We start from the raw sequence: 23,539 nt of genomic DNA on the forward strand, positions 1-23,539 counted from the left end.
GGCGCTGATGCCGCCCGAACACGAATACGTGAACAACACCCCACCCGGCGCCAGCAGCTTCAGGGCCAGCCGGTTGATGTCCTTGTAGGCACGCGCCGCCTTTTCGGCATGCGCCACCGTCGGCGCCAGCTTGGGCGGGTCCAGCACGATGGCGTCGAAAATGCGCCCCGTTTCCAGGAAGCGCCGCAGGCTCGCATTGACGTCGGCATCGAGCAACTCCGCGCGACCCGCATCGAAGCCATTGAGCGCCACGTTCGCGCGCGCGCGCTCGAGCGCCGGCGCCGACGAATCGATCGATGTGACTTCCGCCGCTCCGCCCGCCATGGCGGCGACGGTGAAGCCGCCGGTGTAGCAGTAGCAGTTCAGCACCCGCTGGCTGCGCAAGAGCCGCACCCACTGCGCAAAGCGCGCACGGCTGTCGCGCTGGTCCAGGTAGAAGCCGGTCTTGTGGCCGGTGGCGATGTCCAGGCCGAACTTCCATTCGTGTTCGGTCACGATCACCTCCGTGGCGCCGTCGCCGCGCAGCCAGCCGGTGGCCTCCGGCAGCCCCTCGAGACCGCGCGAGCTGGCGTCGGAACGCTCGTAGAGGCGCGTGAGCCCCGTGACTTCCAGCAACGCATCCGCCAGCACCTTCTTCCAGCGTTCGGCGCCGGCGGACAGGAATTGCGCCACCAGCGTGTCGCCATAGCGGTCCACCACGAAGCCAGGCAGCCCGTCCGACTCGCCGTGCACCAGGCGCACGCCGTCGCTGGGCACCTGCAGCCGCGCGCGCAGGGCCACCGCAGCCGCCAGCCGCTGCCGGAAGAAGGCCGGCTCGATGCGGTCGGCCTCCTCGAAACTCCAGGCGCGCGCACGGATGCGCGAGGCCGGGCTGAACGCCGCCCACGCCAGGAACTGGCCGTCGCTGGTTTCCACCCGCACGGTCTCGCCCGCATCCGCGCTGCCACGCGCCACGGCCGAATCGAAGATCCATGGATGCCGGCGCAGGAGTGAGCGCTCCCGGCCCTCCCGCAATCTGATCGCTTTCATGGACCCTATTGTCGGCGCAGGGCCGTTCCGCAAGAATGGCGGCAGTCCGGCAGTCAAGGAGAAAGCGTCGATGGGTCCGTTCGCCCGCGTTTCGCGTTGGGGCGTGGCGGTGGTGCTGCTGCTGGCAGCGCTGCTGCTCCCGGGGCACGCATCGGCGGCTGCTCCGCTGGACTTCGGCGCCAGGCAGCCCATCCTGCTGGACGACGCCGGCCAGGCCTGGACCGACGAAAGCAGCAGTCTCCAGGTCGAGGACGTCGCCCGCATGGGCGGCGTGCGTTGGGAGCCCACCTCCGCCGAAGCCATCTACCCGCTGCACCGCGGCAGGTCGCTCTGGATCCGCTTCTCCGTCCCGCCCACCCGGGCCAGCGAGCGCTGGTATCTCGAGGTCCCGTACGCCGGCGTCGACAAGGTGACGCTCTACTCCCGCGATGCCGCAGGGCGCTGGCAGGCCCGGATCGCCGGCGATTCGGTCCCGGTCGCCGCGTGGCCGGTGCCGCACCGCCACCCGGTGCTCCCGCTGCAGGTTTCGGCGGCCGAATCGCAGCTGCACCTGCTGCACGTGGAGAACGGGGCTGCCTTCGGGGTGCCACTGCGTTTTGTCAGCGAAAGCCACCTGGGCCGCAGCGAGCAGCGCGTGTCGCTCGCGCTCGGGGTCTATTTCGGCCTGTCGGCGCTGGCCGTGGTGCTGGCGCTGGTGGGTGCGGTGACGCTGCGCGATCGCGCGTACTCCCTGTACGGCCTGTCGATCGTGCTGATGGGCGCCACGCAAGCCGCGCTGACCGGGCTGGGCGGCGTGCACCTGTGGCCCGACTGGGCCTGGTGGAACGGCATGGCGGCGCACGTCATGCCGCTGTTCGCCGTTTCCTCGCTGCAGCTGTTCTTTGCCGAAGTCGTGTCGCTGCGCGACCGCTCGCGGGTGCTGTACTGGCTGCTGGTCGCGCTGGCCGCAGCCTCCGCGCCGATCGCCATCGCCATGATGTTCTCGCCGGATGTCGAGGAGCGGCTGCGCATGCTGGTGACGTACGTCATCCTCTCCACGGCAGGCGGGTTGGGCGTGACGGCCTGGGCCGCCCTGCGCGGCGATCGTTATGCGCCCTGGCTGCTGCTGGGCGTGCTGCCGGTGGCGATCGGCGCCCTCGCCCCGATCGCCCGGGCGTCCGGGCTGATCCCGGTGAGCTTCTGGACCAACCACGTCATGCAGCTCATGATCGCCATCGAGCTGCCGGTGATGCTGGTCCTGCTGGCCTTGCGCAGCCAGCACCGGCGCGAGCACGTGCGGCGCCTCCAGGGCCTGGACCGCTTCGATCCCGCCACGGGACTGATCAACGCGACGGTGTTCCACGAGCGGCTGGTGCGCCTGATCACGCGCTCGCAGCGCTCCAAGGTGCGCAGCGCGATGCTGCTGGTGGACATCGCCAACAGCGATGCGCTGCGGCGCCGGTTCGGCAGCGACGTGTCGCACGAGATCACCTTGCGCGTCGCCGGCCGGCTGCTGTCGGTGGCGCGCGAGATCGACACGGTGGCACGGCTGTCGGACCATCGCTTCGGCATCCTGATGGAAGGGCCGTTGCGGGCCAACGAAGTCGCCGAGGCCGGCCCGCGCGTGGTGGCGCGCTGCCTCATGCCCTTTCCCAGCCGGCCGCTGGAATGGGTGCCGCACGTGCGGGTGGCGCAGGCGGTGATCCCCATGGACGGCACCGATCCGGCGCAGCTGGTGGGCCAGCTGGAGCTGTTGCTGGCCAGCGCGCCCGCCGACAGCCGCCGCTCGGTGTTCATGCTGTCGCGGCCGCCGATCACCCGACCCGCTGCACTGACGCCGTAGCTCCGGATTGGGGTGCGGCAGGCTTGCGCGAAACCCGACAACCGGACGCAGAAATCGCAGAAGTTACGCAGAAGGCGCAAAAAGGAACCAAAACCTTTCTTGGATTTTTCTGCGTCTTCTGCGTAACTTCTGCGTCTTCTGCGTCCGGCTGTTGGATGTCTCTTCTCAACCCTTGCGCTTCGCCCGCGGATGCGCCGCGTCGTACGCCTTCGCCAGATGCTGGAAATCGAGCCGCGTGTACACCTGCGTCGTCCCGATGTTCGCGTGGCCCAGCAACTCCTGCACCGCCCGCAGGTCGCCGCTGGACTGCAGTACGTGGCTGGCGAACGAATGCCGCAGCATGTGCGGATGCACCGGCGTGGCCAGGCCCGCGCGCAGGCTGCGCTGCTGCAGGCGCTGCCAGATGGCCTGCGCACTCAGGCGCGAGCCATGCCGGCCGATGAACAGCGCGGGCTGCTGCGCGTGGGCGCCGGCCTCCCTTGCCGCCAGCCACGTTTGCAGCGCTTCCAACGCCTTGCTCCCCACCGGAACGCTGCGCCGCTTGCTGCCCTTGCCCAGCACGTGGGCCTCGCCGGCCTGCACATCGATCCAGCCCTTGGCCGTGCCGCTGGCCTGCACGTCCAGCCCGACCAGTTCGCCTACGCGCAAGCCGCAGCCATACAGCAGTTCGACGATGGCCGCATCGCGCGCCTCCAGCCACGGGTCGGCCTCCTCCGCGCTGAAATCGGCGAACTGCACGGCCTCGTCCACGCCCAGCGCCTTGGGCAGGGGCTTGGGCGCCTTGGGCGCGCGCACGTCCTGCACCGGATTGCTCTTGACCAGGCCTTCGCGACCGAGCCAGGTGTACAGGCCGCGCCAGCCGGAGAGGATCAACGCGATGCCGCGGCCGCTGCGGCCGGCGCCATGCATCTGCGCCACCCAGCGGCGGATGTGCGCGTTCTGCACCTGCAGCACTGGCACGCCGGCCTGCCGCGCCTGCTCCGAGAGCTTCTGCAGGTCGAGCGAGTAAAGCTCCAGCGTGCGCTGCGCCAGCCGCTTCTCGACGCGGACGTGTTCGAGGTAGCGCTCGATCAGCCCGTCGTCGTTGTCCATGGTCAGCGGGGACGCAGCCGGGTCAGCGCCGCCGCCGCGAGTTCGGCGATGCGCTCCAGGAAGTCGGTGGCCAGGCCGGACTGGAAGCGCTGCGGATCCGGCGACGCCAGCACCAGCATCCCGAACGCAGGACCGGCCGCGCTCATGGGACCCGAGCGCAGCGGGACCAGCGCGATGGACATCGCCGCGTTGGGATCGTCGAGCCAGCGCACCGCCTCGATGCCGGAATGCACGCCGCAGTACGGCTGCGTCAGCGACGCGGCGAAGGTCCGGGCATCCTCGCTCACCCCCTGCGCATACGGGTCCTGCGCATAGCGGGCATCCACGTCCCACACCTTCAGCGCCACCTGCGGCACCATGAAGTGGGTTTGCAGCTCCGATACCAACGTCGCCGGCAGGGCCCGCGTGGACTGCACCAGCAACAGCGACTTGGCCCAGCGGTGCACCCGGTCGGAGATCACCATGTTCTCGTTGCCGTGCCGCACCATGTCCATGACGCGGTGCTCGAACGCCTTGATCTTTTCGCGCAGCATCTCGGCCTGCCGCTCCTGCAGGCTGACCGCGCGGTTGCCGTGCGGGCTGGTGAGCAACACCGATGCCAGCAGTTCGGCGTGGCGCTCGAAGAAGCCGGGGCTGTTGGCCAGGTAGTTGGCGATGTCGTCTTCGGTGATGGGGTTCATTGGGTTGTTGCTCATGGATCCTGCAGTTCTATTTCGCCCTCGAACACGGTGGTGGCCGGGCCTGTCATGTACACGGGGGCGTTGCCGCCGGCCCAATCGATGGTGAGCAGGCCGCCGCGCGTTTCCACGTCGACGTTCGGGCCGAGCCGCCCGAGGCGGATGCCCGCCACGACCGCGGCGCAGGCGCCCGTGCCGCACGCCAGCGTCTCGCCGGCGCCGCGCTCCCACACCCGCAGCTTGATGCGGCCGCGCTCCTGCACCTGCATGAAGCCCGCGTTCACGCGCTTGGGAAAGCGCGCGTGGTGCTCGATCAGCGGGCCCTGCCTGGTGACGGGCGCCCGGTCGACGTCCAGCACTTCCTGCACCGCGTGCGGATTGCCCATGGAAAGCACGCAAACGGCGACGATCGGGGAATCGGCATAGGTGCCCAGGGCGAGGTGCCATTTCTCCCAGCCGCCGTCCTTGTGCGGGCTGAGCCCCGCGGCCACGAAGGGAACGGCGGGCAGGTCGAACACCGGCGTGCCCATGTCCACGGTGACGCGGCCGTCCGCGTTCAGCCGCGGCTCGATCACGCCCGAGAGCGTGCGCACGCGGATGCTGTCGCCGCGCGCCAGCCCCTTGTCGGCGACGTAGCGCGCAAAGCAGCGCGCGCCGTTGCCGCACTGTTCGACCTCGCCGCCGTCGCTGTTGTGGATGACGTATTCGAAGTCGATGCCGGGGCCCGGCGAGGGCCGCACGGAAAGCACCTGGTCGGCGCCGACGCCGAAGTGGCGGTCGGCCAGTTGCCGGTACTGGGCGGACGTCAGGTTCAGGCGCCCGCGCGTTTCGTCGAGCACCACGAAGTCGTTGCCCGCGCCTTGCATCTTGGTGAAGCGGATGCGCATGCGCGGATTATCAGCGCTGGGAGCCCGGGCTCCTAGGGATGGGTTTGCCGCAATTGGTCCAGCGCGCGGTCCACGAAGAACAGGCGGTCCTGGCCCCACCAGCGATCCGGCTGGCCCGGAATGACGAAAGTGGGCGAGCCGAACACGCCCAGGGTCTCGGCTTCCTCGCTGAAGGCGCGGTACTGCACCTGCACCTGCCGCGACTGCTCCAGGGCGTGCAGCGCGCGGCCGTCGAAGCCGTTCTGGTCGGCCACCGCGATGCGCACGTCCGGCTGGGACGTATCGCGTTCCTCCGCCCACAGCGCCCGCAGCAGCGCATGCGACAGCACGAACGCATCCAGCCCCTGCTGCTGGGCCGCGATGACCATCCAGCCCGCGTACTTGTTCCATTCCGGATCGGCGGGCGTCGCCTGCGGGTAGTACTTCGGCTCCAGCGTCAGCGGCATGCCGAGGTAGTCGCGCCAGCGCGCCAGTTCCTCGGCGTGGTAGCTGCGGCGCGGCGCCGGGCGGGTGCGGATCGGCACGCCGCCGGTCTTGAGCACGACGGCCTGGAAGTCGTAGGGCTTGAGCACCAGCTTCACGCGATGCCGCCGCACGATGTCCTGCAACTGCGGCCCGGCAAAATAGGCCCAAGGCGATGACAGGCTGTAATAGCAGTCCAGTTGAATCGTCATCCGCGGATGATATGCCCGTGATCCCCGACTCCCACGCCTTGCCCCCGCTGCCGCCGCAGTCGATCGCCAGCCCGCGCGACCCGGCGGCGCTGGCCCGGCTGGCCCAGCAGGCGCGGGCCGACCTGGCGCGGCTGAACTTCCCGCCGGCCAACTGGGTGCCACCCTCCACCGCGCCGGACGGAACGGGCGTGCTGGACGTGCTGGTGGCGGGCGGCGGCATGTGCGGCCAGACCGCTGCCTACGCCCTGCTGCGCGAAGGCGTGGGCAACCTGCGCGTGATCGACCGCGCGGCCCGCGGCGACGAAGGGCCCTGGGGCACCTTCGCGCGCATGCTCACGCTGCGCAGCCCGAAGCACCTGACCGGGCCCGACCTGGGCGTGCCGTCGCTGACCTTCCGCGCCTGGTACGAGGCGCAGCATGGAGGCGCGGGCTGGAGCGCGCTGCACAAGATCGGCCGGATCGACTGGCGCGACTACCTGTTGTGGGTGCGGGACACCGTGGGCGTGCGCGTCGACAACGGCGTGGCGCTGCTGTCGGTGGACGACCAGGGCGGACTGCTGCGGGCCCGCCTTTCCTCGTCGGCAGGCGAGGAGGTCGTGTGGACGCGCAAGCTGGTGCTGGCGCTCGGCCGCGAAGGCAGCGGCGCGCCGCGCTGGCCGGACCTCCCGTCGCTGCGCCGTGGCGATCCGCTCGCCGCGGCACGGGTCTTCCATTCCGCCGAGGCGATCGACTTCGACGCGCTGCGCGGCCGGCGCGTCGGCGTGCTCGGCGCGGGCGCTTCCGCTTTCGACAATGCGGCCTGCGCGCTGGAAGCCGGCGCGGTCGTGGACCTGTTCGCGCGCCGGGCCTTCCTGCCGCAGGTCAACAAGAGCAAGTGGACCTCGTTCGCCGGTTTCTTCCGCGGTTTCGCGTCGCTGGACGATGCGCGGCGCTGGCGCTTCTACACCTACATCTTCGACGAGCAGGTGCCGCCGCCCTGGGAGACGGTGCGCCGCTGCGATGCACAGGCCGCCTTCACGCTGCGGCTGGCCACGCCCTGGCACGACGTGCGGCCGCAGGCGGATGCGGTGATCGTCGCGACGCCGCAAGGCGAGGAGCGTTTCGATGCGGTGATCTTCGGCACCGGTTTCGACGTGGACCTGCTGGACCGGCCGGAGCTGGCGCGCTACCTGCCGCACGTGGACACCTGGGGCAGGCACGTCGGTGCAGAAGAAGCCGCGCGCAGTCCCGAGGCCGCGCGCTTTCCCTATCTCGGCGAGGGCTTCGAGCTTCTATCGACGGATGCGGCGCACCGGCAGGCGCTGGCGCAGATGCACTTGTTCAACTGGGGCAGCACCATGAGCCATGGCGCGCTGGCCGGCGACATCCCGGGCCTGGCCATCGGCGCCGGCCGCCTGGCCCAGTCGATCGCCCGCGACCTGTTCGTCGCGGATGCCGATGCGCATTGGCAGCGCCTGCAGGCGCTGGAAGAGCCGGAGCTGTTGCCGACGAAGTGGTACCTCCCGCCGGAGAAACGAAACTCGTAGGCCGGGTTGCGGCGCAGCCGCAACCCGGCATGGTTCACTCGATCGTGATGTTCGCCGCCTTCACCACCTCCGCCCACTTCAGGCGGTTGGCACGGACGGTGGCGCGGAACTGCTCCGGCGTTTCCAGTCGAATGGTGTTGCCCGCGCTCTCCAGCTTGTTGCGCACGTCCGGCATCTGCAGCACCTGCCGCACGGCGGCGTTCAGCTTGGCCACCACGGCGGCGTCCGTGCCCTTGGGCGCGAACAACGCGAACCACGTCGAGCTGTCGAAGCCCTGCGTCCCGGGGATGCCGCTCTCGCCGATGGTCGGCACTTCCTGCACGGCGGCGACGCGCCTGGCGGTGGTCACGCCGAGCAGCCGCACCTTGCCCGCCTTGTACTGCGTCAGCACGGTCTGCACCTGGTTCATGATGCAGCAGGTCTCGCCTTTCAGGATGGCCTGCATGGCCTCCGGCCCGCCCTTGTACGGCACGTGCACCATGTTCAGGCCCAGGCGCGCGTTCAGCTCGGCAAACGCCATGTGCGTGCCGGTGCCGTTGCCGGTGGAGGCGTAGTTGTACTTGCCCGGATTGGCGCGCACCAGGTCGACGAACTCCTTGAGCGTCTTCACGTCCATCACGTCGGGATTGATGGTGAGGACGTTGGAGACGTCGAGGATCGGCGTCACCGGCACGAAGTCGGCCTCCACGTCGAAAGACAGCTTCTTGTAGAGGGCCGCGTTGCTGCCGTGCGTGGCCGCCGTGCCGAAGACGAGCGTGTAGCCGTCCGGCTTGGCGCGCGACACGTACTCGCTGGCCACGTTGCCGGCGGCGCCCACCTTGTAGTCGACCACCACGGGCTGGCCCAGCACCCGGCCCAGCGGTTCCTGCAGCGTGCGCGCGACGACGTCGACGCCGGAGCCTGCCGGGAATGTCATGATGAAGGTGACCGGATGCTGCGGCCAGTCGGCGGCAGGGGCCTGGGCGTGCGCGAGCGGAGCCAGGCACAGGGCGAAGGCGGCGGCCGCGAGGAGGCGGCGGGCGGGCGAAAGAAGGATCACTGGACGGACTCCGGAACGACGGGGGATGCGCCATTGTGGCAAGCCCCGTGTTGCCGCGCCACCATGAGCTTATGCTGCGGACTTTCGACCCCGGAACCCCCATGCGCATTCCCGACTGGACCCCCGAACGCAAGCCACAGCCGCAGGACCTGGTGCAGGCCATCCTCGAGCGGCGCGGCGGCGAACTGCTGAACCTGGACCGTGCACTGCTCTGGAGCGAACCGCTCGCCCGCGGCTGGAACACCTACCTGAAGAACGTGCGCACGGGCCTGGGCGCCAGCCGCAAGCTGCGCGAGCTGGGCATCTGCACGGTTGCGCTGATCACTGGCGCGCACTACGAATACCACCACCATGCACCGGACTTCCTGGCGGCCGGCGGCACGCAGGCCTCGCTGGACGCGCTGCAGGAGTTCACCAAGGCCAGGGATGGCCGCGGCCCGGTCGGACTGGCCGGCGACGAGGCGCTGGTGGCGCTCTACGCGCTCCAGATGACGCGCGACGTCAAGGTGGACGACGGGCTGTTCGCGCAGATGCAGGAGCGCTTCGACACCACGGAGCTGGTGGAGATCACCGCGGCGATCGCCACCTACAACATGGTCGCGCGGTTCCTGGTGGCGCTGGGCGTCTCGCCGGAGGAATGAATCGGCTCCCTCTCCCGCTTGCGGGAGAGGGTTGGGGTGAGGTGTGGCGGCCTCACTCCATGATGTAATGCCCGGCATGGTAAGAGCCAGCCAGCTTCTGCATCCCCAGCGGGAACCGGCCGTGCCGCGGCCGGCCGCAACGGTGCTGCTGCTGCGCGACGCTGGCGGCGGGATCGAGGTGCTGATGACGCGGCGCTCGGCCACCGCCAGTTTCGCCCCCGGCGCCTACGTCTTCCCGGGCGGCGGCATCGATGCCGCGGACACCGAAGCCCATGCCCTGGCCGCGCGCCGGCCGACGCAGTCGGACTTGCGGCTCACGCAGGCCATCGCCGCCATCCGCGAAAGCTTCGAAGAGCTCGGCGCGCTGCTGGCGCGCCATGCGGACGGCCGTCCGGTGAGCCCGTCGGACGTCACCGCGCTGGACCGCAAGGCCCCGTTCGCGGCGCAAGTGCGGCAACGCGACCTGGTGCTGGCGGCCGACCAGGTCTTCCTGCTGGCGCACTGGATCACGGACCGCGACCTGCCGCGCCGCTTCGACGTGCCCTTCCTGGTGGCGCGGATGCCGGAGGGCCAGCAACCGGTGGCCGACGAGGCCGAACAGTTCGAGCCGGTGTGGGTGCGCCCCGCCGACGCGCTGGCGCGCCACAAGGCCGGCCAGTTCTTCATGATCTTCCCCACCATCCGCACGCTGGAGCGGCTGGTGAAGTTCGCCTCGGTCGACGCCGTGCTTTGCGCGTGTGCTTCGGAGGAGCCGTTGTGGACCAGTTGCCCGCGCGCCGGCCTGCTGCAGGGCGCGGAGGCGCGCTACATGGAGCACGAGATGGCTTTCGGGGAGCTGGCGCTGGTCTGCCCCGACGGCCAGATGCTGCACCACCTGGACTGGCGCACCGACCAGAGCGTCGCGCTGCTCAGGAACCTGCAGCGCGTCACGGCGCCGAACCCCGGCGCGATGACGGGCCCCGGCACCAACGGCTACATCGTCGGCGATCCCGACACGGGCTACATCGTCATCGACCCGGGACCGAACGAACCGGAGCACCAGCAACGCATCTGGCGGGCCACCAACGGTGACATCCGCATGATCGTCTGCACGCATTCGCACGCCGACCATTCGCCGGGCGCGCGGCCGCTGCAGGCGCTGTGCAGGCACAAGCCACCGATCCTGGGCCTGCCCTCCGCGCCCACCGCGCGGCCTGCCAGCGAATTCACCCCCGATCGCGCGCTGGCCGACGGCGAGACGCTGGTGCTGGCGGGCCATGGCGTGACGCACACGCTGAAGGTGCTCCACACGCCCGGCCATGCGGCCAACCACCTGTGCCTGGTGCTGCTGGAAGACGGCCTGCTGTGCTCGGGCGACCACATCCTGAACGGCAGCACCACGGTCGTGGACCCGCCGGACGGGGACATGACGGCTTACCTCGACTCGCTGGACCGGTTGGCAGCGGCCTGCGACGAATACGGCATCGACTTCATCCTGCCGGCGCACGGCCACGTGCTGGGGTTCGCGAAGCGCGCGATCGAGATGCTCAAGGCGCACCGGCTGCAACGCGAGGCGCGCATCGTCGCCGCGATGCGCGAGCGGCCCACCGGGACGCTGGAAGACTGGGTGGAACTCGCCTATGCCGACGTGCCGCCGCGCATGTGGCCGGTGGCCAAGCGGTCGTTGCTGGCGCACGTACAACGGATCGAGGCCTTGCAACTGGTCGGCTGAGCCCCTGCCCGGTAAACTGCTCGACAGTGGTACCTGGGAGGGAACCCTGTCATGGACAACGATAGGCTTGGGGAGCGCCCCCGCATCGACGCGTACCTGCTGGAATTCACCGGCACCGGGCGCGAATTCTTCCGCGTCTGGATCGTCAACGTGCTGCTCACGGTGGTGACCTTCGGCTTCTACACGCCGTTCGCCCGGCGCCGCACCGCCCAATACTTCTACAGCCACACCCTGGTGGCCAGCAGCCCGCTGGAGTTCACCGCCGGCAAGAAGAAGATGGTGGTGGGCTTCCTGATCCTGGTGGTCCTCTATGGCGCCTTCCAGCTCGCCGCGGAAACCGGCCAGGACAGCATGGTCACCTTCATGATGGTGGCCGGCGCCGTCCTCGCGCCCTACTTCTGGGCCAGCGCCATGCGCTTTCGCCTGGGCTCGACGCGTTGGCGCGGCGTGCGGCTGCAGTTCACCGCGGGCTGGCTCCAGGTGTACCTTGCCAGCTGGCCGCTGTTCGTGATCGCCCTGGCGTGGATCGGCGTATCGGCCTTTGCCGGCACCCTGGTCGCACCGGGGGCCACGAAGCCGCAGGTCTACGCGGTCCTGGGGCCGATCCTCGGGGTGGGCGCCGTCGCCTTGGTGGTGAGCATCCTGTGCGCCATCCGCCTGGAGTTCAACTACAAGAGCCTGCTGGTGGCGCGCGCGCGCATCGGCGGTCAATCGGGGCGCTGGAAGCCGGTGTTCGGCGACTTCGTGCAGATCTGGGTGGCCACGCTGGGCGTGTTCCTCTTGAGCGTGCTGCTGGTGGGAGTGGCCATCGCAGTGGCGCTGGGCGGCTCCATCGCCCTGTTTCGCCAGCTGCAGGGAACCGGCTTGATGGTGATCCTGGTCACCATCGCCCTGGTCATCCTGGGCTTCTTCGTCCTGTTTCTCATCTCGGGCCCGGCCCGCGCCTACCGCGAAGCCCGGATGTTCCACCTGGTATGGAACAACATCGGCGTGAGCCACGTGGCCCGCTTTCGCTGCGACCTGAGCGTCGCCAGCTATGTGTGGCTGCGAATCCGCAACATCCTCTTCACGCTGCTGACGCTCGGCCTCTACCGGCCGTTCGCGATGCTCAGCGAATACGCCATGAAGACGGACTCGGTGTCGCTGCACGTCAAGGGCAGCCTCGGTCAACTGGTCGGCCAGCTGGCGCGCGAGGAGAACGGCCTCGGCGACGCCCTCGCCGACGCCGCCGGGCTCGACCTGGTGGGCTGATGGCGACCGGCAGCCTGCGCGGCGCCTGGTTCGATGGCGCCAGCAGCGGCGCCCGCGAGGTCGACATCACGCTGTCGCGCGCAGCACGCGGGCCTTCGCTCTCGCTCGCGCCCCGCGATGGCACGCCGCCCCTGCAATTGGCGCATCACGAGGTGGAATGGCCCGAAGCCTGGAGCGCGCGCCGCATCCCCGCCAAGGTGGTGGTGGACCTGGGCCGGCACGGCAGCCTGCAGGTGGACGACGCCGCCGGCTGGCACGCCGCTGCCGAAGCCGCGGGCCGCAAGATCCCGCTGGCGCAGCGCATGCAGACGCGCTGGAGCGTGTTCCTGCTGGTGGCGGCGGTCGCCATTGCGGGCCTGGCCGCCTTCTACCGCTGGGGCACGCCGTGGGCGGCCACGCAACTGACGCGCCAGGTTCCGCTGGAGTGGGAACTCGGTGTTTCGGACCGCGGCCTGCGAGACATGGACGCCGCCTGGCTCAAGCCGAGCAAGTTGCCACCGGAACGCGAGGCCGAACTGCGCGCGCGCTTCGACGCGATGACGGCGCTGGTCACGCCGGACCTGCGCCGCTACCCGGCCTATGCACCCAAGCTCGCCCTGCACTTGCGATCGGGCCTCGGCGCCAACGCGTTCGCACTGCCCGGTGGGACGATCGTGATGACGGATGGGATGGTCGAAGCCGCCGCGAAGCAAGGGTTGGGCGACGATGCGCTGGTGGGCGTGCTGGCCCACGAGATCGGGCATGTGGTGCACCGGCACACCACGCGCATGGTGGTCGAACAAGGCGTCCTGAACGTCGGGCTCGGCATCGCGCTGGGGGATGTGTCGACCATCGTTTCCATGGGCGGCTCCGTCCTCACCGGCCTCGCCTATCGCCGGAACCACGAAACGGAGGCGGATTGTTTTGCCATCGCCTTGATGCGGCGTGCCGCGCTTCCCACTGCGCCGATGGCCGACCTGCTCCTGGGCATCGAAGCAGGACAGCACGGCCGGAAACCGGGGGCCGAATCGGCGCAAGGCAGCAGCTGGACGAACCTCCTGAGCAGCCACCCCGATACGCCGCAGCGGGCCAGGGGCCTGAAGGACGGCCACACCGAGGGTTGCCGCTGAGGGTGTCGGGGTGCGGCTTCGCCGCAACCCGACCTACGGCGTCACCGTGGTCGCGTAGGGCGGGTTGCGCGAACGCGCACCCCGCCAATGAAAAATGTGAAGCGCCCCGATACGCCGGATTTTGTGCGCGTGGTTGCCCACGCGTGACCGTCATTCTTCTGGGCCGGGGGTCGCCCCACCGGCTCGGTGCTACCTACCCGCCAGCTCCGCGGACCACATCAACGCTGGCCTATTTGGTATTGCTGCGCGTAGAGATTGCCCGTTTCACCCCCTCACACCACTTGCGTGGCACTCGGGACTCGTCTCTGTTGCTCTGATCCTCACCTCACGGTGGACAGGTGTTACCTGCTACGCCATCCTGTGCAGTCCGGACGTTCCTCCAGTGCGGCCTTTCGGCTGATGCACCAGCGACGGCCTGGAGTGCTTCACGGGACGATTATCCCCCCGCACGAAAAAGCCGCCCGAAGGCGGCCTTTTCCGGGGGCACGACGCTTACTGCGCGCTCTGCAGCGCCGCGATGCGCTCCTCGATCGGCGGGTGCGTCGAGAACAGCTTGCCCACGCCGGCGGTGATGCCTGCGGTCTGCAGGCCCTTCGGCAGCTCGCCGGGGACCATGCCGCCCAGGCGGGCCAGCGCGTTGATCATCGGCTGCTTGCGGCCCATCAGCCTGGCGGCGCCGCTGTCGGCACGGAACTCGCGCTGGCGCGAGAACCAGGCCACAATGATGGCGGCGACGAAACCGAGCAGGATGTCCAGCACGATGGTCGTCACGTAGTAGCCGATGCCGGGACCCGACCGGTTCTCGCCGCGGCTGAGGAACCCGTCGACGAAGTAGCCCACCACCCGCGACAGGAACACGACGAAGGTGTTCATCACGCCCTGGATCAGCGTCATGGTGACCATGTCGCCGTTGGCGATGTGCGCCACCTCGTGGCCGATCACGGCCTCGACTTCCTCGCGCGTCATGCCTTGCAGGAGGCCGGTGGACACCGCGACCAGCGCACTGTTCTTGAAGGCGCCGGTGGCGAAGGCGTTGGGCTCGCCCGGGAACACGCCGACCTCGGGCATGCCGATGCCGGCCTGGTCGGCGAACTTGCGCACGGTGTTGACGATCCAGGCTTCGTCGGCGCCTTCGGTGCCGCTGATCACCTGGACTTTCGAGCTCCACTTGGCCACCGGCTTGGAGATCAGCAGCGAGATGATCGCGCCGCCGAAGCCCATGATGGCCGCGAACACGAGCAGCATGCCCAGGTTCAGGCCATTCGCCGTGAGGTAGCGGTTCACCCCGAGCAGGCTGGCGACGACGCCCAGCACCACCACCACGGCGAGGTTGGTCAGGACGAACAGGAAGATGCGTTTCATTGCTTGGCAAACTCCGAAAGGGCGTTAGAGGTCACCCCCGCGCGCAGATGAGGCGCGGCCTGCGGAAATCAAGGGGGCGACGGGCCCGGCGACGCTGTTGTTGTGGGTTCTGTCGGCCGGCGCGGGCGGAATACGAGGGAGTCATCATAAAAGGAAAAGTTCTCGTTCTCCGGCCACCAGCCGGGCACGCCGAGCACCGGCAGCGGCGTGAAGGGTTTGCCGGCCAACGCCTCCGCCGTGCAGCGCCCCGCCAGCCAGGCGTCGGCTTGCGCTAGCGAATCCATAGCGGCATCGGCGCGCCAGACATGGGCGGTGAGACCCTTTCGCGGAAAGGCCAGTTGCTCCAGCAGGGCGTGGCCGAAGACCAGCAGCCGCGCCTGCCGCCACAAGGGGCGCAGTTCCACGAACAGTTCGCGCCACGCGCGTGCCTGCAGCGCCTGCCAGATCGCAGCGGGCGCCTGCAGCAGTGCGCCGTTTTCGTCGAACACGGTGATGGCGTCGCGCACCGGTCCGCGCTGCGCCCCGATGCCCAGCCGGGCGATCTCCTGCGCCTGCAGGCGATTGAGCGCCGCCTTGGTGCGCGGCAATCCCAGCCACACCAGCGCGTTGAAGAAGTCGTGCGCTCCGGGCCGCATCGGGACCTGCCGGGTGTCGAACACGAACTGCTCGTACGGCGTGCCGGCAGGCAGCGCCTCCTGCGGCACGAAGCGCACGGGCGCGGCGGTGGCGACGTTCAGGGCGTCATGCATTGCCTGCCCTGCCGCGCAGCGGGCCGCGGCCGCTTCGCCGGTGCCGCGCCACGCTGCGTACCAGGGCTGCGTGAAGTCCGGCGCCGGCAGCAATCAGGCCTTTCCGCGCCGCACCGGTTTTTCGCGCACCGACACGTGCGAGGTCCCTTCGTCGATCAGCTCGAACAGGTCGGTGGCGGCCAGCAGCTTGGTCAGGGTGGAGTAGCCGTAGTTGCGCTGGTCGAACGATGCCTGGTTGCCGATCTGCTGGCGCACCTCGTTGACGCGCGACCAGCCCTCGTCGTCCTCGGCCCCCCGGACGGCGTTGAGCAGCAGCGCGACCAGCTTCTTGTCCTGCCGCAGTTCGGCGCCGGTGCGGCGCAGGCGCTGGGTGCGCTCGGGTGCGTCCTGGTCCGCCTCGCCCTGCGTCTGCAGTTCGTCGAGGAACAGGAAACGCGAGCACGCATTGACGAAAGGCTCGGGCGTCTTGCGCGAGCCGAACCCATAGACGGCAGCCCCCTTGGCGCGCAGGTGCATCACCATCGGCGTGAAGTCGGAATCCGACGAGACGATGCCGAATGCATCGGGCCGGTCGGTGTACAGCAGGTCGAGGGCGTCGATGATCATCGCCATGTCGCTGGCGTTCTTGCCCTTGCTGTAGTCGAACTGCTGCATCGGGCGGATCGCGTGCTCGTGCAACTGCTCCTCCCAGCCCTTGAGCTCGCTTTTCTTCCAGTTGCCGTAGGCGCGGCGGATGTTGGTCTCGCCGATCGTGGAAAGCTCGTTGAGGATGAGCCCGATCTTGCTCGCCGGCGAGTTGTCGGCGTCGATCAGCAACGCCACGCGGGGTTTGGCGGTCATGCAGCCACCTTCCATTGCAGGGATTCACCGCCGCGCAGCGGCTTGAGTTCGGCCTCGCCGAACGGGACTTTGTCGGGCACTTGCCAGTTCTCCTTGTGCAGGGTCAGGGTGCCGGCATTGCGCGGCACCCCGTAGAAGTCGGCGCCGTGGAAGCTGGCGAAACCCTCCAGCTTGTCGAGTGCGCCGACGCTGTCGAAGGCCTCGGCATACAGCTCCATCGCGGTCAGCGCGGTGTAGCAGCCGGCGCAGCCGAGGGCGTGCTCCTTCAGCACGGCCGGATGCGGCGCGCTGTCGGTGCCGAGGAAGAAGCGCGGGCTGCCGCTGGTGGCCGCTTCCAGCAGCGCCTGGCGGTGCACCTCGCGCTTGAGCACGGGCAGGCAGTAGTAGTGCGGGCGGATGCCGCCGGTGAAGATGGCGTTGCGGTTGTACAGGAGGTGGTGCGCGGTGATGGTCGCGGCGGTGAAGCGGCCGGCGTCGCGCACGTAGTCCACCGCCTCCTTCGTGGTCATGTGCTCCACCACGATCTTCAGTTCCGGGAAGTCCTTGCGCAGCGGCACGAGCTTTGTCTCCAGGAACACGGCCTCGCGGTCGAAGATGTCGACCTCCGGGTCGGTCACCTCGCCGTGCACCAGCAGCAGCATGCCGCTGCGCTGCATGGCTTCCAGCGTCTTGTGGATCTTGCGCAGGTCCGTCACGCCCGCGTCGCTGTTGGTCGTGGCGCCGGCGGGATAAAGCTTGGCGGCCACCACGCCGGCGCGGCGCGCCAGCAGGATCTCTTCGGGCGGCAGGTTGTCGGTGAGGTACAGCGACATCAGCGGCTCGAACTCCACGCCTTGCGGCGTGGCCGCCAGGATGCGCTCGCGGTAGGCGGCGGCCAGCGCCGCGGTCGTCACCGGCGGCCGCAGGTTGGGCATGATCAGCGCCCGGCCGAACTGCGCCGCCGAGTGCGGCACGACCGAGGCCATGGCCGCGCCATCGCGCACGTGCAGGTGCCAGTCGTCGGGGCGGGTGATGGTGAGGGTCTGGGACATGTGCCGATTGTCCCACCGCTGGAAAGCGGACAACCGGACGCAGAAGGCGCAAAAGTTACGCAGAAGACGCAGAAGGACTTCCAAAACCTTTCATTGGTTTTTTCTGCGTCTTCTGCGTAGTTTCTGCGCCTTCTGCGTCCGGCTGTCCGCTACCGGCTTAATGCGACAGGATCTTGTTCAGGAAATCCTTGGTGCGCGGCTGCCGCGCCTCGGCGTTGCCGAAAAACTCCTCCTTCGAGCAATCCTCCAGGATCCTGCCGCCGACGTCGATGAAGATCACGCGGTTGGCGACCTTGCGGGCGAAGCCCATCTCGTGCGTGACCACCATCATGGTCATGCCTTCCTTGGCCAGGGCCACCATCACGTCCAGCACCTCGCCCACCATCTCGGGGTCCAGCGCCGAGGTCGGCTCGTCGAACAGCATCACGATCGGGTCCATCGACAGCGCGCGGGCGATCGCCACGCGCTGCTGCTGGCCGCCGGACAGCTGGCCGGGATACTTGTCCTTGTGCGCCATCAGCCCCACGCGGTCGAGCACCTTCAGCCCGCGCTTTTGCGCCTCGTCGGCGCTGCGGCCCAGCACCTTGATCTGCGCAATGGTCAGGTTTTCGGTCACCGACAGGTGCGGGAACAGCTCGAAGTGCTGGAACACCATGCCCACGCGGCTGCGCAGCTTGGGCAGGTTGGTCTCCTTGGCATTGACCTGGACGCCGTCGACGAAGATGTCGCCCTTCTGGATCGGCTCCAGCGCGTTCACCGTCTTGATCAGCGTCGACTTGCCGGAGCCGGACGGCCCGCAGACCACGACCACGTCGCTCTTGTTGATCGCCACGTTGCAATCGGTCAGCACCTGCACCGGCCCGTACCACTTGGACACGTTGCGGATCTCGATCATCGGTTTGTCGCTCATGGGGTGTCCTCAGCGAATGATGGCTATTTTCTTGTTCAGGCGCTTCACGAGCGCGGACAGCGTGAAGCAGATGACGAAGTACAGCACGGCGGCGAGGATGTACGACTCGCGCGTGCGGCTCAGGTTGCTGCCGGCCACCGTGAAGCCGTGCAGCAGGTCGTGCGCGGTGATGATGTACACCAGCGACGTGTCCTGGAACAGGATGATGGTCTGCGTCAGCAGGATCGGCAGCATGTTGCGAAAGGCCTGCGGCAGGATCACCAGCTTCATGTTCTGGCCGTAGGTCATGCCAACCGCCTGGCCGGCATGCACCTGCCCGCGCGGGATGGACTGGATGCCCGCGCGCATGATCTCCGAGAAGTACGCCGCCTCGAAGGCGATGAAGGTGATCACCGCCGTCAGTTCGGCGCCGATCGGGCGGCCGATGATGAAGGGCACCAGCAGGAAGAACCACAGCAGCACCATCAGCAGCGGGATGGAACGCATGCCGTTGACGTAGAAGGTGGCCGGAATTTCCAGCGCCTTGATGCCCGACAGCCGCATCATCGCCAGGATGGTGCCGAAGAAGATGCCGCCGGCGGTGGCCACGATCGTCAGGATGAAACTGAAGTACAGGCCGCTGAGGACGTAGGCCTTGAAGACTTCCCAGGTGAAGAAGGAAAAGTCCAGCATGTCAGTGCCCGCCCGCGCCGACGTTGGCCACGAAGCCCGGCACCCGCACCCGCTTCTCGATGAAGGCCATGATGCGGTTGATGGCGAAGGCGGAGACGATGTACAGCGCCGTCACGGCCATGTACACCTCGATGCCGCGCGACGTCTCCTCGCCCACCTGCTGCGCATAGAAGGTCAGTTCGGTGATGGACACGGCGAAGGCCACCGAGGAGTTCTTGAAGATGTTCATCGACTCGCTGGTGAGCGGCGGGATGATGATGCGAAAGGCCATGGGCAGCAGCACGTAGCGGTAGTACTGCACCGTGGTGAACCCCATCGCCATGCCGGCGTACCGCTGGCCGCGCGGCAGCGCCTGGACCCCGGCGCGCACCTGTTCGGCGATGCGGGCGGACGTGAAGAAACCGAGGCCGAAGACCACCAGCAGCAGCTTGGGCGTGTCGGCGAACACCGGGATGAGCACCGGCATCACGTGGTACCAGAGGAAGATCTGCACCAGCAGCGGGATGTTGCGGAACAGCTCGACCCACCCGTTGGCGAAGCGGGACAGCCATGGGCTGTCCGGGAGCGTGCGGAAGATGCCGATGATCGCGCCGATCACCAGCGCGACGACCAGCGAGAGGCCCGCCACCAGCACGGTCTGCCCCCAGGCGGCCAGCAGCCAGTCCAGGTAGGTCTGCGTGCCCCTGGCGCCGCCGCTGCCGAAGCAGCCGGCCACCGGCGTGCGATCGATGATGTCCTGGCAAAAGATTTGCCATTCGAACGCCATTGGCCCCTCCTCGTCTTGTTGTCACCAGCCGCGCTTGCGCACGGCCGGTGTGGCACGGATTACTTGTTGAACTCTTCCGCCGGGGCGTCCGACGGATTCTTCAGCAGGCCGGTGAGGATGGTACCCATCTTCAGGTTGACGCTGGTGTTCTTGGGCGGGATGGGCTGCATGAACCACTTGGTGTACAGCAGCTGCAGCTCGCCGGCCTTGATGGCGCCGCGGATGTAGTCGTCCACCGCCTTCTTGAAGTTGGGGTCGTCCTTGCGGATCATGATCGCGATGGGCTCGACGTTCAGCGTCTCGCCGACGATCATGTAGCCTTTCGGGTTCTGCGACGAGGCGATCAGGCCCGCCAGGATGTTGTCGTCCATCACGAAGGCGTCGGCGCGGCCGGACTCCAGCAGCAGGAAGCTGTCGGCGTGGTCCTTGCCGTAGACCTCCTTGAACTGGATGTTCGAGGCGCGCTTGTTCTTGCGCAGCAGGGCGACGGACGTGGTGCCCGTGGTCGTGGCGACCGTCTTGTTGTTCAGGTCGGCCACCGACTTGATCTTGGAGTCGGCCTTGACCGCGGTGCGCACTTCGGTGACGTACGTGGTCAGCGCGAACGACACGTCCTTCTGGCGCGTGGCGTTGTTGGTGGTGGAGCCGCACTCGATGTCGACCGTGCCGTTCTGCACCAGCGGGATGCGGTTGGCGGACGTGACGGGCGTGTATTCGACCGACACGCCGGGCAGCACCGCCTTCAGGATGCGCTGGCAGAGCTCCACGTGGTAGCCGGTGAACTGGCCGCCACCGGTCGTGTACGACAGGGGGGCGGACGACTCGCGCACGCCCATCACCACCTTGCCGGCGGCCTTGGCCTTGGCGATGGTGTCGTTGGCCTGGGCCAGGGCGCCGAACGCGGTGGCGGACAGCATGGCGGCCAGCAGGAACTTCTTTTTCATGGCAAAACTCCTTGTAAGCGCATCAGACAAATGCGTTGCGGATTCTAGGGGGCGCGCGCGGCGCCCGGCTTGGTGCGGAAGCTTAGAGCTTGCGGTGCGGCCTGCAAGCAGGGTTTATGCCCGGTGCTCCGCCAGGAAGGCCCAGAGCGCCTGCGCGGTGCGCTTGGGCGTGTGCTTGCCGGTCGGCCGCTCCCGGTAGGCGCGCACCTCCATGGCGATCTCCAGCCCTTTCAGCTCGGTTGGCAACGGGCTCACCAGCTTGCCCGCGTGAAGCTCCTTCTGCACCGCGCTGTGCGGCAGGAAGGCGATCCCGTGGCCTTCGAGGGCCATCACTTTCAGGCCCTCGGCCATGTCCGTTTCGTAGACGCGATCCAGGTGCAGGGCCGTGCCGGCCTGCTTGATCAGGAGGTCGGTCACCTGCCCCAGGTAGGCGCCCGGTGCGTAGCCCAGGTAAGGCAGCGGATGGCCGGCGCGGCCCGGCAGGCGAAACAGGGGCCCGCCCACCGCGTCGCCCTTGCAGTAGGGCGCCAGGGTCTCCAGGCCGAGGGCGACCATCTCGTACCGGTCGGCATCCAGTTGCAGCGGTTGCGCGGCGTGGTGGTAGGCGATCAGCAGGTCGCAACTGCCTTCCACCAGCCGCATGGCGGCGTCGTGCACGTTCAGCGCGATCAGGCGGCTCTTGATCGGCCCGAATTGCTCGCGCAGGCTGGAGACCCACGCGGGAAAGAAGGTGAAAGCCAGCGTATGCGGCGCGGCGAACTCGATGACGTCCTGGCCGGCGGAGGCGTGGCCGCGCAGCATGGCCCGCGTGCTTTGCAGCGACTGCAGCAGTTCCAGCGACTGCGCATACAGCGTTTCACCCGCCGGCGTGAGCCGGGTGGGGTAGGAACTGCGGTCCACCAGGTCGGTGCCGGCCCAGGCCTCCAACGCCTGGATGCGGCGCGAAAATGCCGGCTGCGTCACGTGCCGCAGCTGGGCGGAGCGGCTGAAGCTGCGCGTTTCGGCGAGGCTGACGAAGTCTTCCAGCCATTTGGTTTCCATGGCCGATTATTGCGGCGGAGGCGGAAACGTGCCTTGGTCGGCCGGCGCGGAGCGCGGAGCCGAACCCCGGTGACGCACTCAGCGCAATTTCGTGCGCGCCAGCCGTTTCGCGTTCGCCGTGGCCTTGCGGTGCACCGGCGCCAGCGCCTGGGACAGGATGCGCTGGGTGTCGACCATCGGCACCCGTGTGCCCGTGAGCATGGCGAGCCAGGCCTTCTGCGACGCCTGCATCATGCCCAAGCTCATCGCGAAGCCGGACTGCCACATGGCAACCACCTTCTCCTGCTTCATGCCGTCGAACTCTCGGCGGTCGCGCGCGTTCGGCTGCGCGCCGGCGAGCGCCATGCGCGTCAGGCGGTGGGCCATCACCTGCGGCACGGCGATGGCGAGTTCGGCGGCCTGGCGGGCGAGCCGGGGGGAGGAGCGACGGGTCATGGTCCCATTGTGCGGACTCGCCGCCTGCCCGTCTGTAGGCCGGGTTCGGCGATCCGCCGACCGCGGCGCCAGGGTCCATGGCGCCTGCCCGTATGCTGCGCCCATGAGCCCAGCCGTACCGCGCCGCATCCTGCCAGTGATCGTGCTTTCCCAGTTCGCCGGCACGTCGCTGTGGTTCGCGGTGAATGCGGTGATGCCGGACCTCCAGCGTGACTGGGGGCTGCCCGCCGCTGCGTTGGGCACCCTGACCTCCGCGGTGCAAGCCGGTTTCGTGGCCGGCACGCTGGTGTTCGCCCTGCTGATGCTGGCCGACCGGTTTGCGCCGGCAAAGGTGTTCCTCGCCTGCTCCCTGGCCGGGGCGGCCTGCAACGCCGCCATGCTGGCGGCGGCGGGCCGGCTCGACGTGCTGCTGGCGCTGCGCTTCGCGGTCGGCTTCTTCCTCGCGGGCGTCTACCCCGTCGGCATGAAGATCGCCGCCAGCTGGTACCGGGAGCGGCTCGGCGCGGTGATGGGGGTGCTGATCGGCGCGCTCGTCCTAGGCACGGCGCTGCCGCATGGGTTGCGGGCCCTGGCCGGCAGCGGCGATGGCGCCGGCATCGCCTTCGGCGGTTTGCCAGCCTGGCAGGCGGTCGTGGCCTGCGTGTCCGTGCTCGCCGCATCCGGCGGCTTCGCCACGGCGTTGCTGGTGCCGCCCCATGCGCAGGCAGCGAAGGGCGCGCGCATCACGCCGAAGGCGCTGGGCGTGATCTGGTCGGACGCGCGGGTCCGGGCGTCGGTGTTCGGCTACTTCGGCCACATGTGGGAGCTGTATGCCTTCGTCGTGCTCGTGCCGCTGATCCTGGCCACGCGGCTGTCCGGTTCCGCCGTGAGCGCCGCCGCGTTCTGGGCCATCGCCGCCGGCTTCCTGGGCTGCGTGGGCGGCGGATTGCTGGCGCGGCGGCTGGGAAGCGCGCGCGTGGCGTGGGTGCAGCTGGCGGTCAGCGGTGCGTGCTGCCTCCTGGCGCCGCTGCTGCTGGCGGCGCCGCTGCCGCTGTTCATCGGCTGGCTGCTGCTGTGGGGCGCCACCGTGTCCGGCGACTCGCCTCAATTTTCCACGCTGACCGCGCAGAACGCGCCGCCGGCCGTCGTGGGCAGCGTGCTCACGTTCAGCAATTGCATCGGCTTCGCGATCTCGGTGGTGAGCATCGAGCTGTTCGTGCGCGCCGCGCACATCTGGCCGCTCGCGCTGGTGCTTCCCTGGCTCGCCATCGGTCCCGCGCTGGGGTTGTGGATGCTCTGGCCGCTCGTAGGCCGGGGTGAGCGCGAAGCCGAACCCCGGTGATCGGTGAGTC

The 23,539-nt window shown here is 68.8% G+C and carries 23 protein-coding genes and 1 other RNA gene; 7 read left to right on the top strand and 17 right to left on the bottom strand.

What is annotated here, in order from left to right:
• Window positions 1-1,029, bottom strand: a 1,029-nt coding sequence (locus WG902_RS07950) for a class I SAM-dependent rRNA methyltransferase (protein WP_340059469.1), incomplete at its 3' end; no start/stop codon positions are given.
• A 70-nt stretch (window positions 1,030-1,099) separates the two neighbouring features.
• Between WG902_RS07950 and WG902_RS07955 the strand changes: the two genes are divergently transcribed.
• Window positions 1,100-2,851: a sensor domain-containing diguanylate cyclase gene (locus WG902_RS07955; RefSeq protein WP_340059470.1), complete on the top strand. Its 1,752-nt coding sequence runs from the start codon at window positions 1,100-1,102 to the stop codon at window positions 2,849-2,851.
• A gap of 165 nt (window positions 2,852-3,016) precedes the next feature.
• Here WG902_RS07955 and WG902_RS07960 read toward each other — a convergent pair whose 3' ends face one another.
• From WG902_RS07960 to WG902_RS07975, 4 genes are read right to left on the bottom strand one after another with little or no spacing between them, the layout of a single operon-like run.
• Window positions 3,017-3,943, bottom strand: coding sequence for a tyrosine recombinase XerC (locus WG902_RS07960; RefSeq protein ID WP_340059471.1), 927 nt, complete (start codon window positions 3,941-3,943; stop codon window positions 3,017-3,019).
• Between the two features lie 2 nt (window positions 3,944-3,945).
• The gene (locus WG902_RS07965) at window positions 3,946-4,638 is read right to left on the bottom strand and encodes a DUF484 family protein (protein WP_340059472.1); all 693 of its coding nucleotides are present in this window, start codon (window positions 4,636-4,638) and stop codon (window positions 3,946-3,948) included.
• Window positions 4,635-5,507: a diaminopimelate epimerase gene (dapF, locus tag WG902_RS07970; protein ID WP_340059474.1), complete on the bottom strand. Its 873-nt coding sequence runs from the start codon at window positions 5,505-5,507 to the stop codon at window positions 4,635-4,637. The genes WG902_RS07965 and dapF overlap by 4 nt, the downstream gene beginning before the upstream one ends.
• Before the next feature lie 32 nt (window positions 5,508-5,539).
• Window positions 5,540-6,181, bottom strand: coding sequence for a 2-hydroxychromene-2-carboxylate isomerase (locus WG902_RS07975; RefSeq protein ID WP_340059475.1), 642 nt, complete (start codon window positions 6,179-6,181; stop codon window positions 5,540-5,542).
• Between the two features lie 17 nt (window positions 6,182-6,198).
• Here WG902_RS07975 and WG902_RS07980 point away from each other — a divergent pair, with 17 nt between their 5' ends.
• Entirely contained in the window at window positions 6,199-7,707 is a 1,509-nt protein-coding gene (locus WG902_RS07980) for an NAD(P)/FAD-dependent oxidoreductase (protein WP_340059476.1), read from the top strand.
• Between the two features lie 34 nt (window positions 7,708-7,741).
• On the opposite strand, the gene WG902_RS07985 is transcribed toward WG902_RS07980, so the two are convergent.
• Window positions 7,742-8,746, bottom strand: coding sequence for a Bug family tripartite tricarboxylate transporter substrate binding protein (locus tag WG902_RS07985; RefSeq protein ID WP_445263671.1), 1,005 nt, complete (start codon window positions 8,744-8,746; stop codon window positions 7,742-7,744).
• A gap of 101 nt (window positions 8,747-8,847) precedes the next feature.
• On the opposite strand from WG902_RS07985, the gene WG902_RS07990 reads away from it, so the two are divergent.
• From WG902_RS07990 to WG902_RS08005, 4 genes are all read left to right on the top strand, one after another.
• Entirely contained in the window at window positions 8,848-9,387 is a 540-nt protein-coding gene (locus WG902_RS07990) for a carboxymuconolactone decarboxylase family protein (protein ID WP_340059477.1), read from the top strand.
• 76 nt (window positions 9,388-9,463) lie between these two features.
• On the top strand, window positions 9,464-11,098 hold the full coding sequence (locus WG902_RS07995; RefSeq protein ID WP_340059478.1) for an MBL fold metallo-hydrolase: 1,635 nt from the start codon (window positions 9,464-9,466) through the stop codon (window positions 11,096-11,098).
• Window positions 11,099-11,149: 51 nt separating this feature from the next.
• Window positions 11,150-12,349, top strand: coding sequence for a YjgN family protein (locus tag WG902_RS08000; protein ID WP_340059479.1), 1,200 nt, complete (start codon window positions 11,150-11,152; stop codon window positions 12,347-12,349).
• A complete protein-coding gene (locus WG902_RS08005) occupies window positions 12,349-13,458 on the top strand; it encodes a M48 family metallopeptidase (protein WP_340059480.1) in 1,110 nt (369 codons plus the stop codon). Before WG902_RS08000 ends, WG902_RS08005 begins: the two co-directional genes overlap by 1 nt.
• A gap of 94 nt (window positions 13,459-13,552) precedes the next feature.
• Here the strand turns inward: WG902_RS08005 and rnpB are convergent.
• From rnpB to WG902_RS08060, 11 genes are all read right to left on the bottom strand, one after another.
• Window positions 13,553-13,885: RNase P RNA component class A (gene rnpB, locus WG902_RS08010), an RNA gene on the bottom strand.
• A gap of 65 nt (window positions 13,886-13,950) precedes the next feature.
• Entirely contained in the window at window positions 13,951-14,820 is an 870-nt protein-coding gene (gene htpX, locus WG902_RS08015; RefSeq protein ID WP_340059482.1) for a protease HtpX, read from the bottom strand.
• A gap of 68 nt (window positions 14,821-14,888) precedes the next feature.
• A complete protein-coding gene (locus WG902_RS08020; RefSeq protein WP_340060167.1) occupies window positions 14,889-15,659 on the bottom strand; it encodes a DUF3025 domain-containing protein in 771 nt (256 codons plus the stop codon).
• Window positions 15,660-15,662: 3 nt separating this feature from the next.
• Window positions 15,663-16,409 carry an NYN domain-containing protein gene (locus tag WG902_RS08025; RefSeq protein ID WP_340059484.1) on the bottom strand — a complete coding sequence of 249 codons (747 nt, stop codon included), beginning with the start codon at window positions 16,407-16,409 and terminating at the stop codon, window positions 15,663-15,665.
• On the bottom strand, window positions 16,406-17,440 hold the full coding sequence (gene pyrC, locus WG902_RS08030) for a dihydroorotase (protein ID WP_340059485.1): 1,035 nt from the start codon (window positions 17,438-17,440) through the stop codon (window positions 16,406-16,408). The genes WG902_RS08025 and pyrC overlap by 4 nt, the downstream gene beginning before the upstream one ends.
• Before the next feature lie 157 nt (window positions 17,441-17,597).
• Complete coding sequence (locus tag WG902_RS08035; RefSeq protein WP_340060168.1) at window positions 17,598-18,335, bottom strand: amino acid ABC transporter ATP-binding protein; 738 nt, start codon at window positions 18,333-18,335, stop codon at window positions 17,598-17,600.
• A gap of 24 nt (window positions 18,336-18,359) precedes the next feature.
• The gene (locus tag WG902_RS08040; protein WP_340059487.1) at window positions 18,360-19,022 is read right to left on the bottom strand and encodes an amino acid ABC transporter permease; all 663 of its coding nucleotides are present in this window, start codon (window positions 19,020-19,022) and stop codon (window positions 18,360-18,362) included.
• A 1-nt stretch (window position 19,023) separates the two neighbouring features.
• Complete coding sequence (locus WG902_RS08045) at window positions 19,024-19,788, bottom strand: amino acid ABC transporter permease (RefSeq protein WP_340059488.1); 765 nt, start codon at window positions 19,786-19,788, stop codon at window positions 19,024-19,026.
• Between the two features lie 59 nt (window positions 19,789-19,847).
• Window positions 19,848-20,732, bottom strand: a complete 885-nt coding sequence (locus WG902_RS08050) for an amino acid ABC transporter substrate-binding protein (protein ID WP_340059490.1) — start codon at window positions 20,730-20,732, stop codon at window positions 19,848-19,850.
• 114 nt (window positions 20,733-20,846) lie between these two features.
• Window positions 20,847-21,773 (bottom strand): LysR substrate-binding domain-containing protein, encoded by a 927-nt coding sequence (locus WG902_RS08055; RefSeq protein WP_340059491.1) that lies wholly within the window; start codon window positions 21,771-21,773, stop codon window positions 20,847-20,849.
• A gap of 78 nt (window positions 21,774-21,851) precedes the next feature.
• A complete protein-coding gene (locus tag WG902_RS08060; RefSeq protein WP_340059493.1) occupies window positions 21,852-22,208 on the bottom strand; it encodes a hypothetical protein in 357 nt (118 codons plus the stop codon).
• A 103-nt stretch (window positions 22,209-22,311) separates the two neighbouring features.
• Here WG902_RS08060 and WG902_RS08065 point away from each other — a divergent pair, with 103 nt between their 5' ends.
• Complete coding sequence (locus WG902_RS08065; RefSeq protein WP_340059495.1) at window positions 22,312-23,529, top strand: MFS transporter; 1,218 nt, start codon at window positions 22,312-22,314, stop codon at window positions 23,527-23,529.
• The last annotated feature ends 10 nt before the right edge of the window (window positions 23,530-23,539 follow it).

The organism is Ramlibacter sp. PS3R-8, from assembly GCF_037572435.1.
GTDB lineage: Bacteria > Pseudomonadota > Gammaproteobacteria > Burkholderiales > Burkholderiaceae_C > Ramlibacter.

Coding starts and splice junctions, on each gene's coding strand:
- WG902_RS08000 (WP_340059479.1), top strand. CDS start 11,150: ATGGACAACGATAGGCTTGGGGAGCGCCCCCGCATCGACGCGTACCTG.
- WG902_RS08060 (WP_340059493.1), bottom strand. CDS start 22,208: ATGACCCGTCGCTCCTCCCCCCGGCTCGCCCGCCAGGCCGCCGAACTC.
- WG902_RS08045 (WP_340059488.1), bottom strand. CDS start 19,788: ATGGCGTTCGAATGGCAAATCTTTTGCCAGGACATCATCGATCGCACG.
- WG902_RS08040 (WP_340059487.1), bottom strand. CDS start 19,022: ATGCTGGACTTTTCCTTCTTCACCTGGGAAGTCTTCAAGGCCTACGTC.
- WG902_RS07960 (WP_340059471.1), bottom strand. CDS start 3,943: ATGGACAACGACGACGGGCTGATCGAGCGCTACCTCGAACACGTCCGC.
- WG902_RS08025 (WP_340059484.1), bottom strand. CDS start 16,409: ATGACCGCCAAACCCCGCGTGGCGTTGCTGATCGACGCCGACAACTCG.
- WG902_RS07955 (WP_340059470.1), top strand. CDS start 1,100: ATGGGTCCGTTCGCCCGCGTTTCGCGTTGGGGCGTGGCGGTGGTGCTG.
- dapF (WP_340059474.1), bottom strand. CDS start 5,507: ATGCGCATCCGCTTCACCAAGATGCAAGGCGCGGGCAACGACTTCGTG.
- pyrC (WP_340059485.1), bottom strand. CDS start 17,440: ATGTCCCAGACCCTCACCATCACCCGCCCCGACGACTGGCACCTGCAC.
- WG902_RS08065 (WP_340059495.1), top strand. CDS start 22,312: ATGAGCCCAGCCGTACCGCGCCGCATCCTGCCAGTGATCGTGCTTTCC.
- WG902_RS07965 (WP_340059472.1), bottom strand. CDS start 4,638: ATGAGCAACAACCCAATGAACCCCATCACCGAAGACGACATCGCCAAC.
- WG902_RS07975 (WP_340059475.1), bottom strand. CDS start 6,181: ATGACGATTCAACTGGACTGCTATTACAGCCTGTCATCGCCTTGGGCC.
- htpX (WP_340059482.1), bottom strand. CDS start 14,820: ATGAAACGCATCTTCCTGTTCGTCCTGACCAACCTCGCCGTGGTGGTG.
- WG902_RS08005 (WP_340059480.1), top strand. CDS start 12,349: ATGGCGACCGGCAGCCTGCGCGGCGCCTGGTTCGATGGCGCCAGCAGC.
- WG902_RS07990 (WP_340059477.1), top strand. CDS start 8,848: ATGCGCATTCCCGACTGGACCCCCGAACGCAAGCCACAGCCGCAGGAC.
- WG902_RS08050 (WP_340059490.1), bottom strand. CDS start 20,732: ATGAAAAAGAAGTTCCTGCTGGCCGCCATGCTGTCCGCCACCGCGTTC.
- WG902_RS08035 (WP_340060168.1), bottom strand. CDS start 18,335: ATGATCGAGATCCGCAACGTGTCCAAGTGGTACGGGCCGGTGCAGGTG.
- WG902_RS07995 (WP_340059478.1), top strand. CDS start 9,464: ATGGTAAGAGCCAGCCAGCTTCTGCATCCCCAGCGGGAACCGGCCGTG.
- WG902_RS08055 (WP_340059491.1), bottom strand. CDS start 21,773: ATGGAAACCAAATGGCTGGAAGACTTCGTCAGCCTCGCCGAAACGCGC.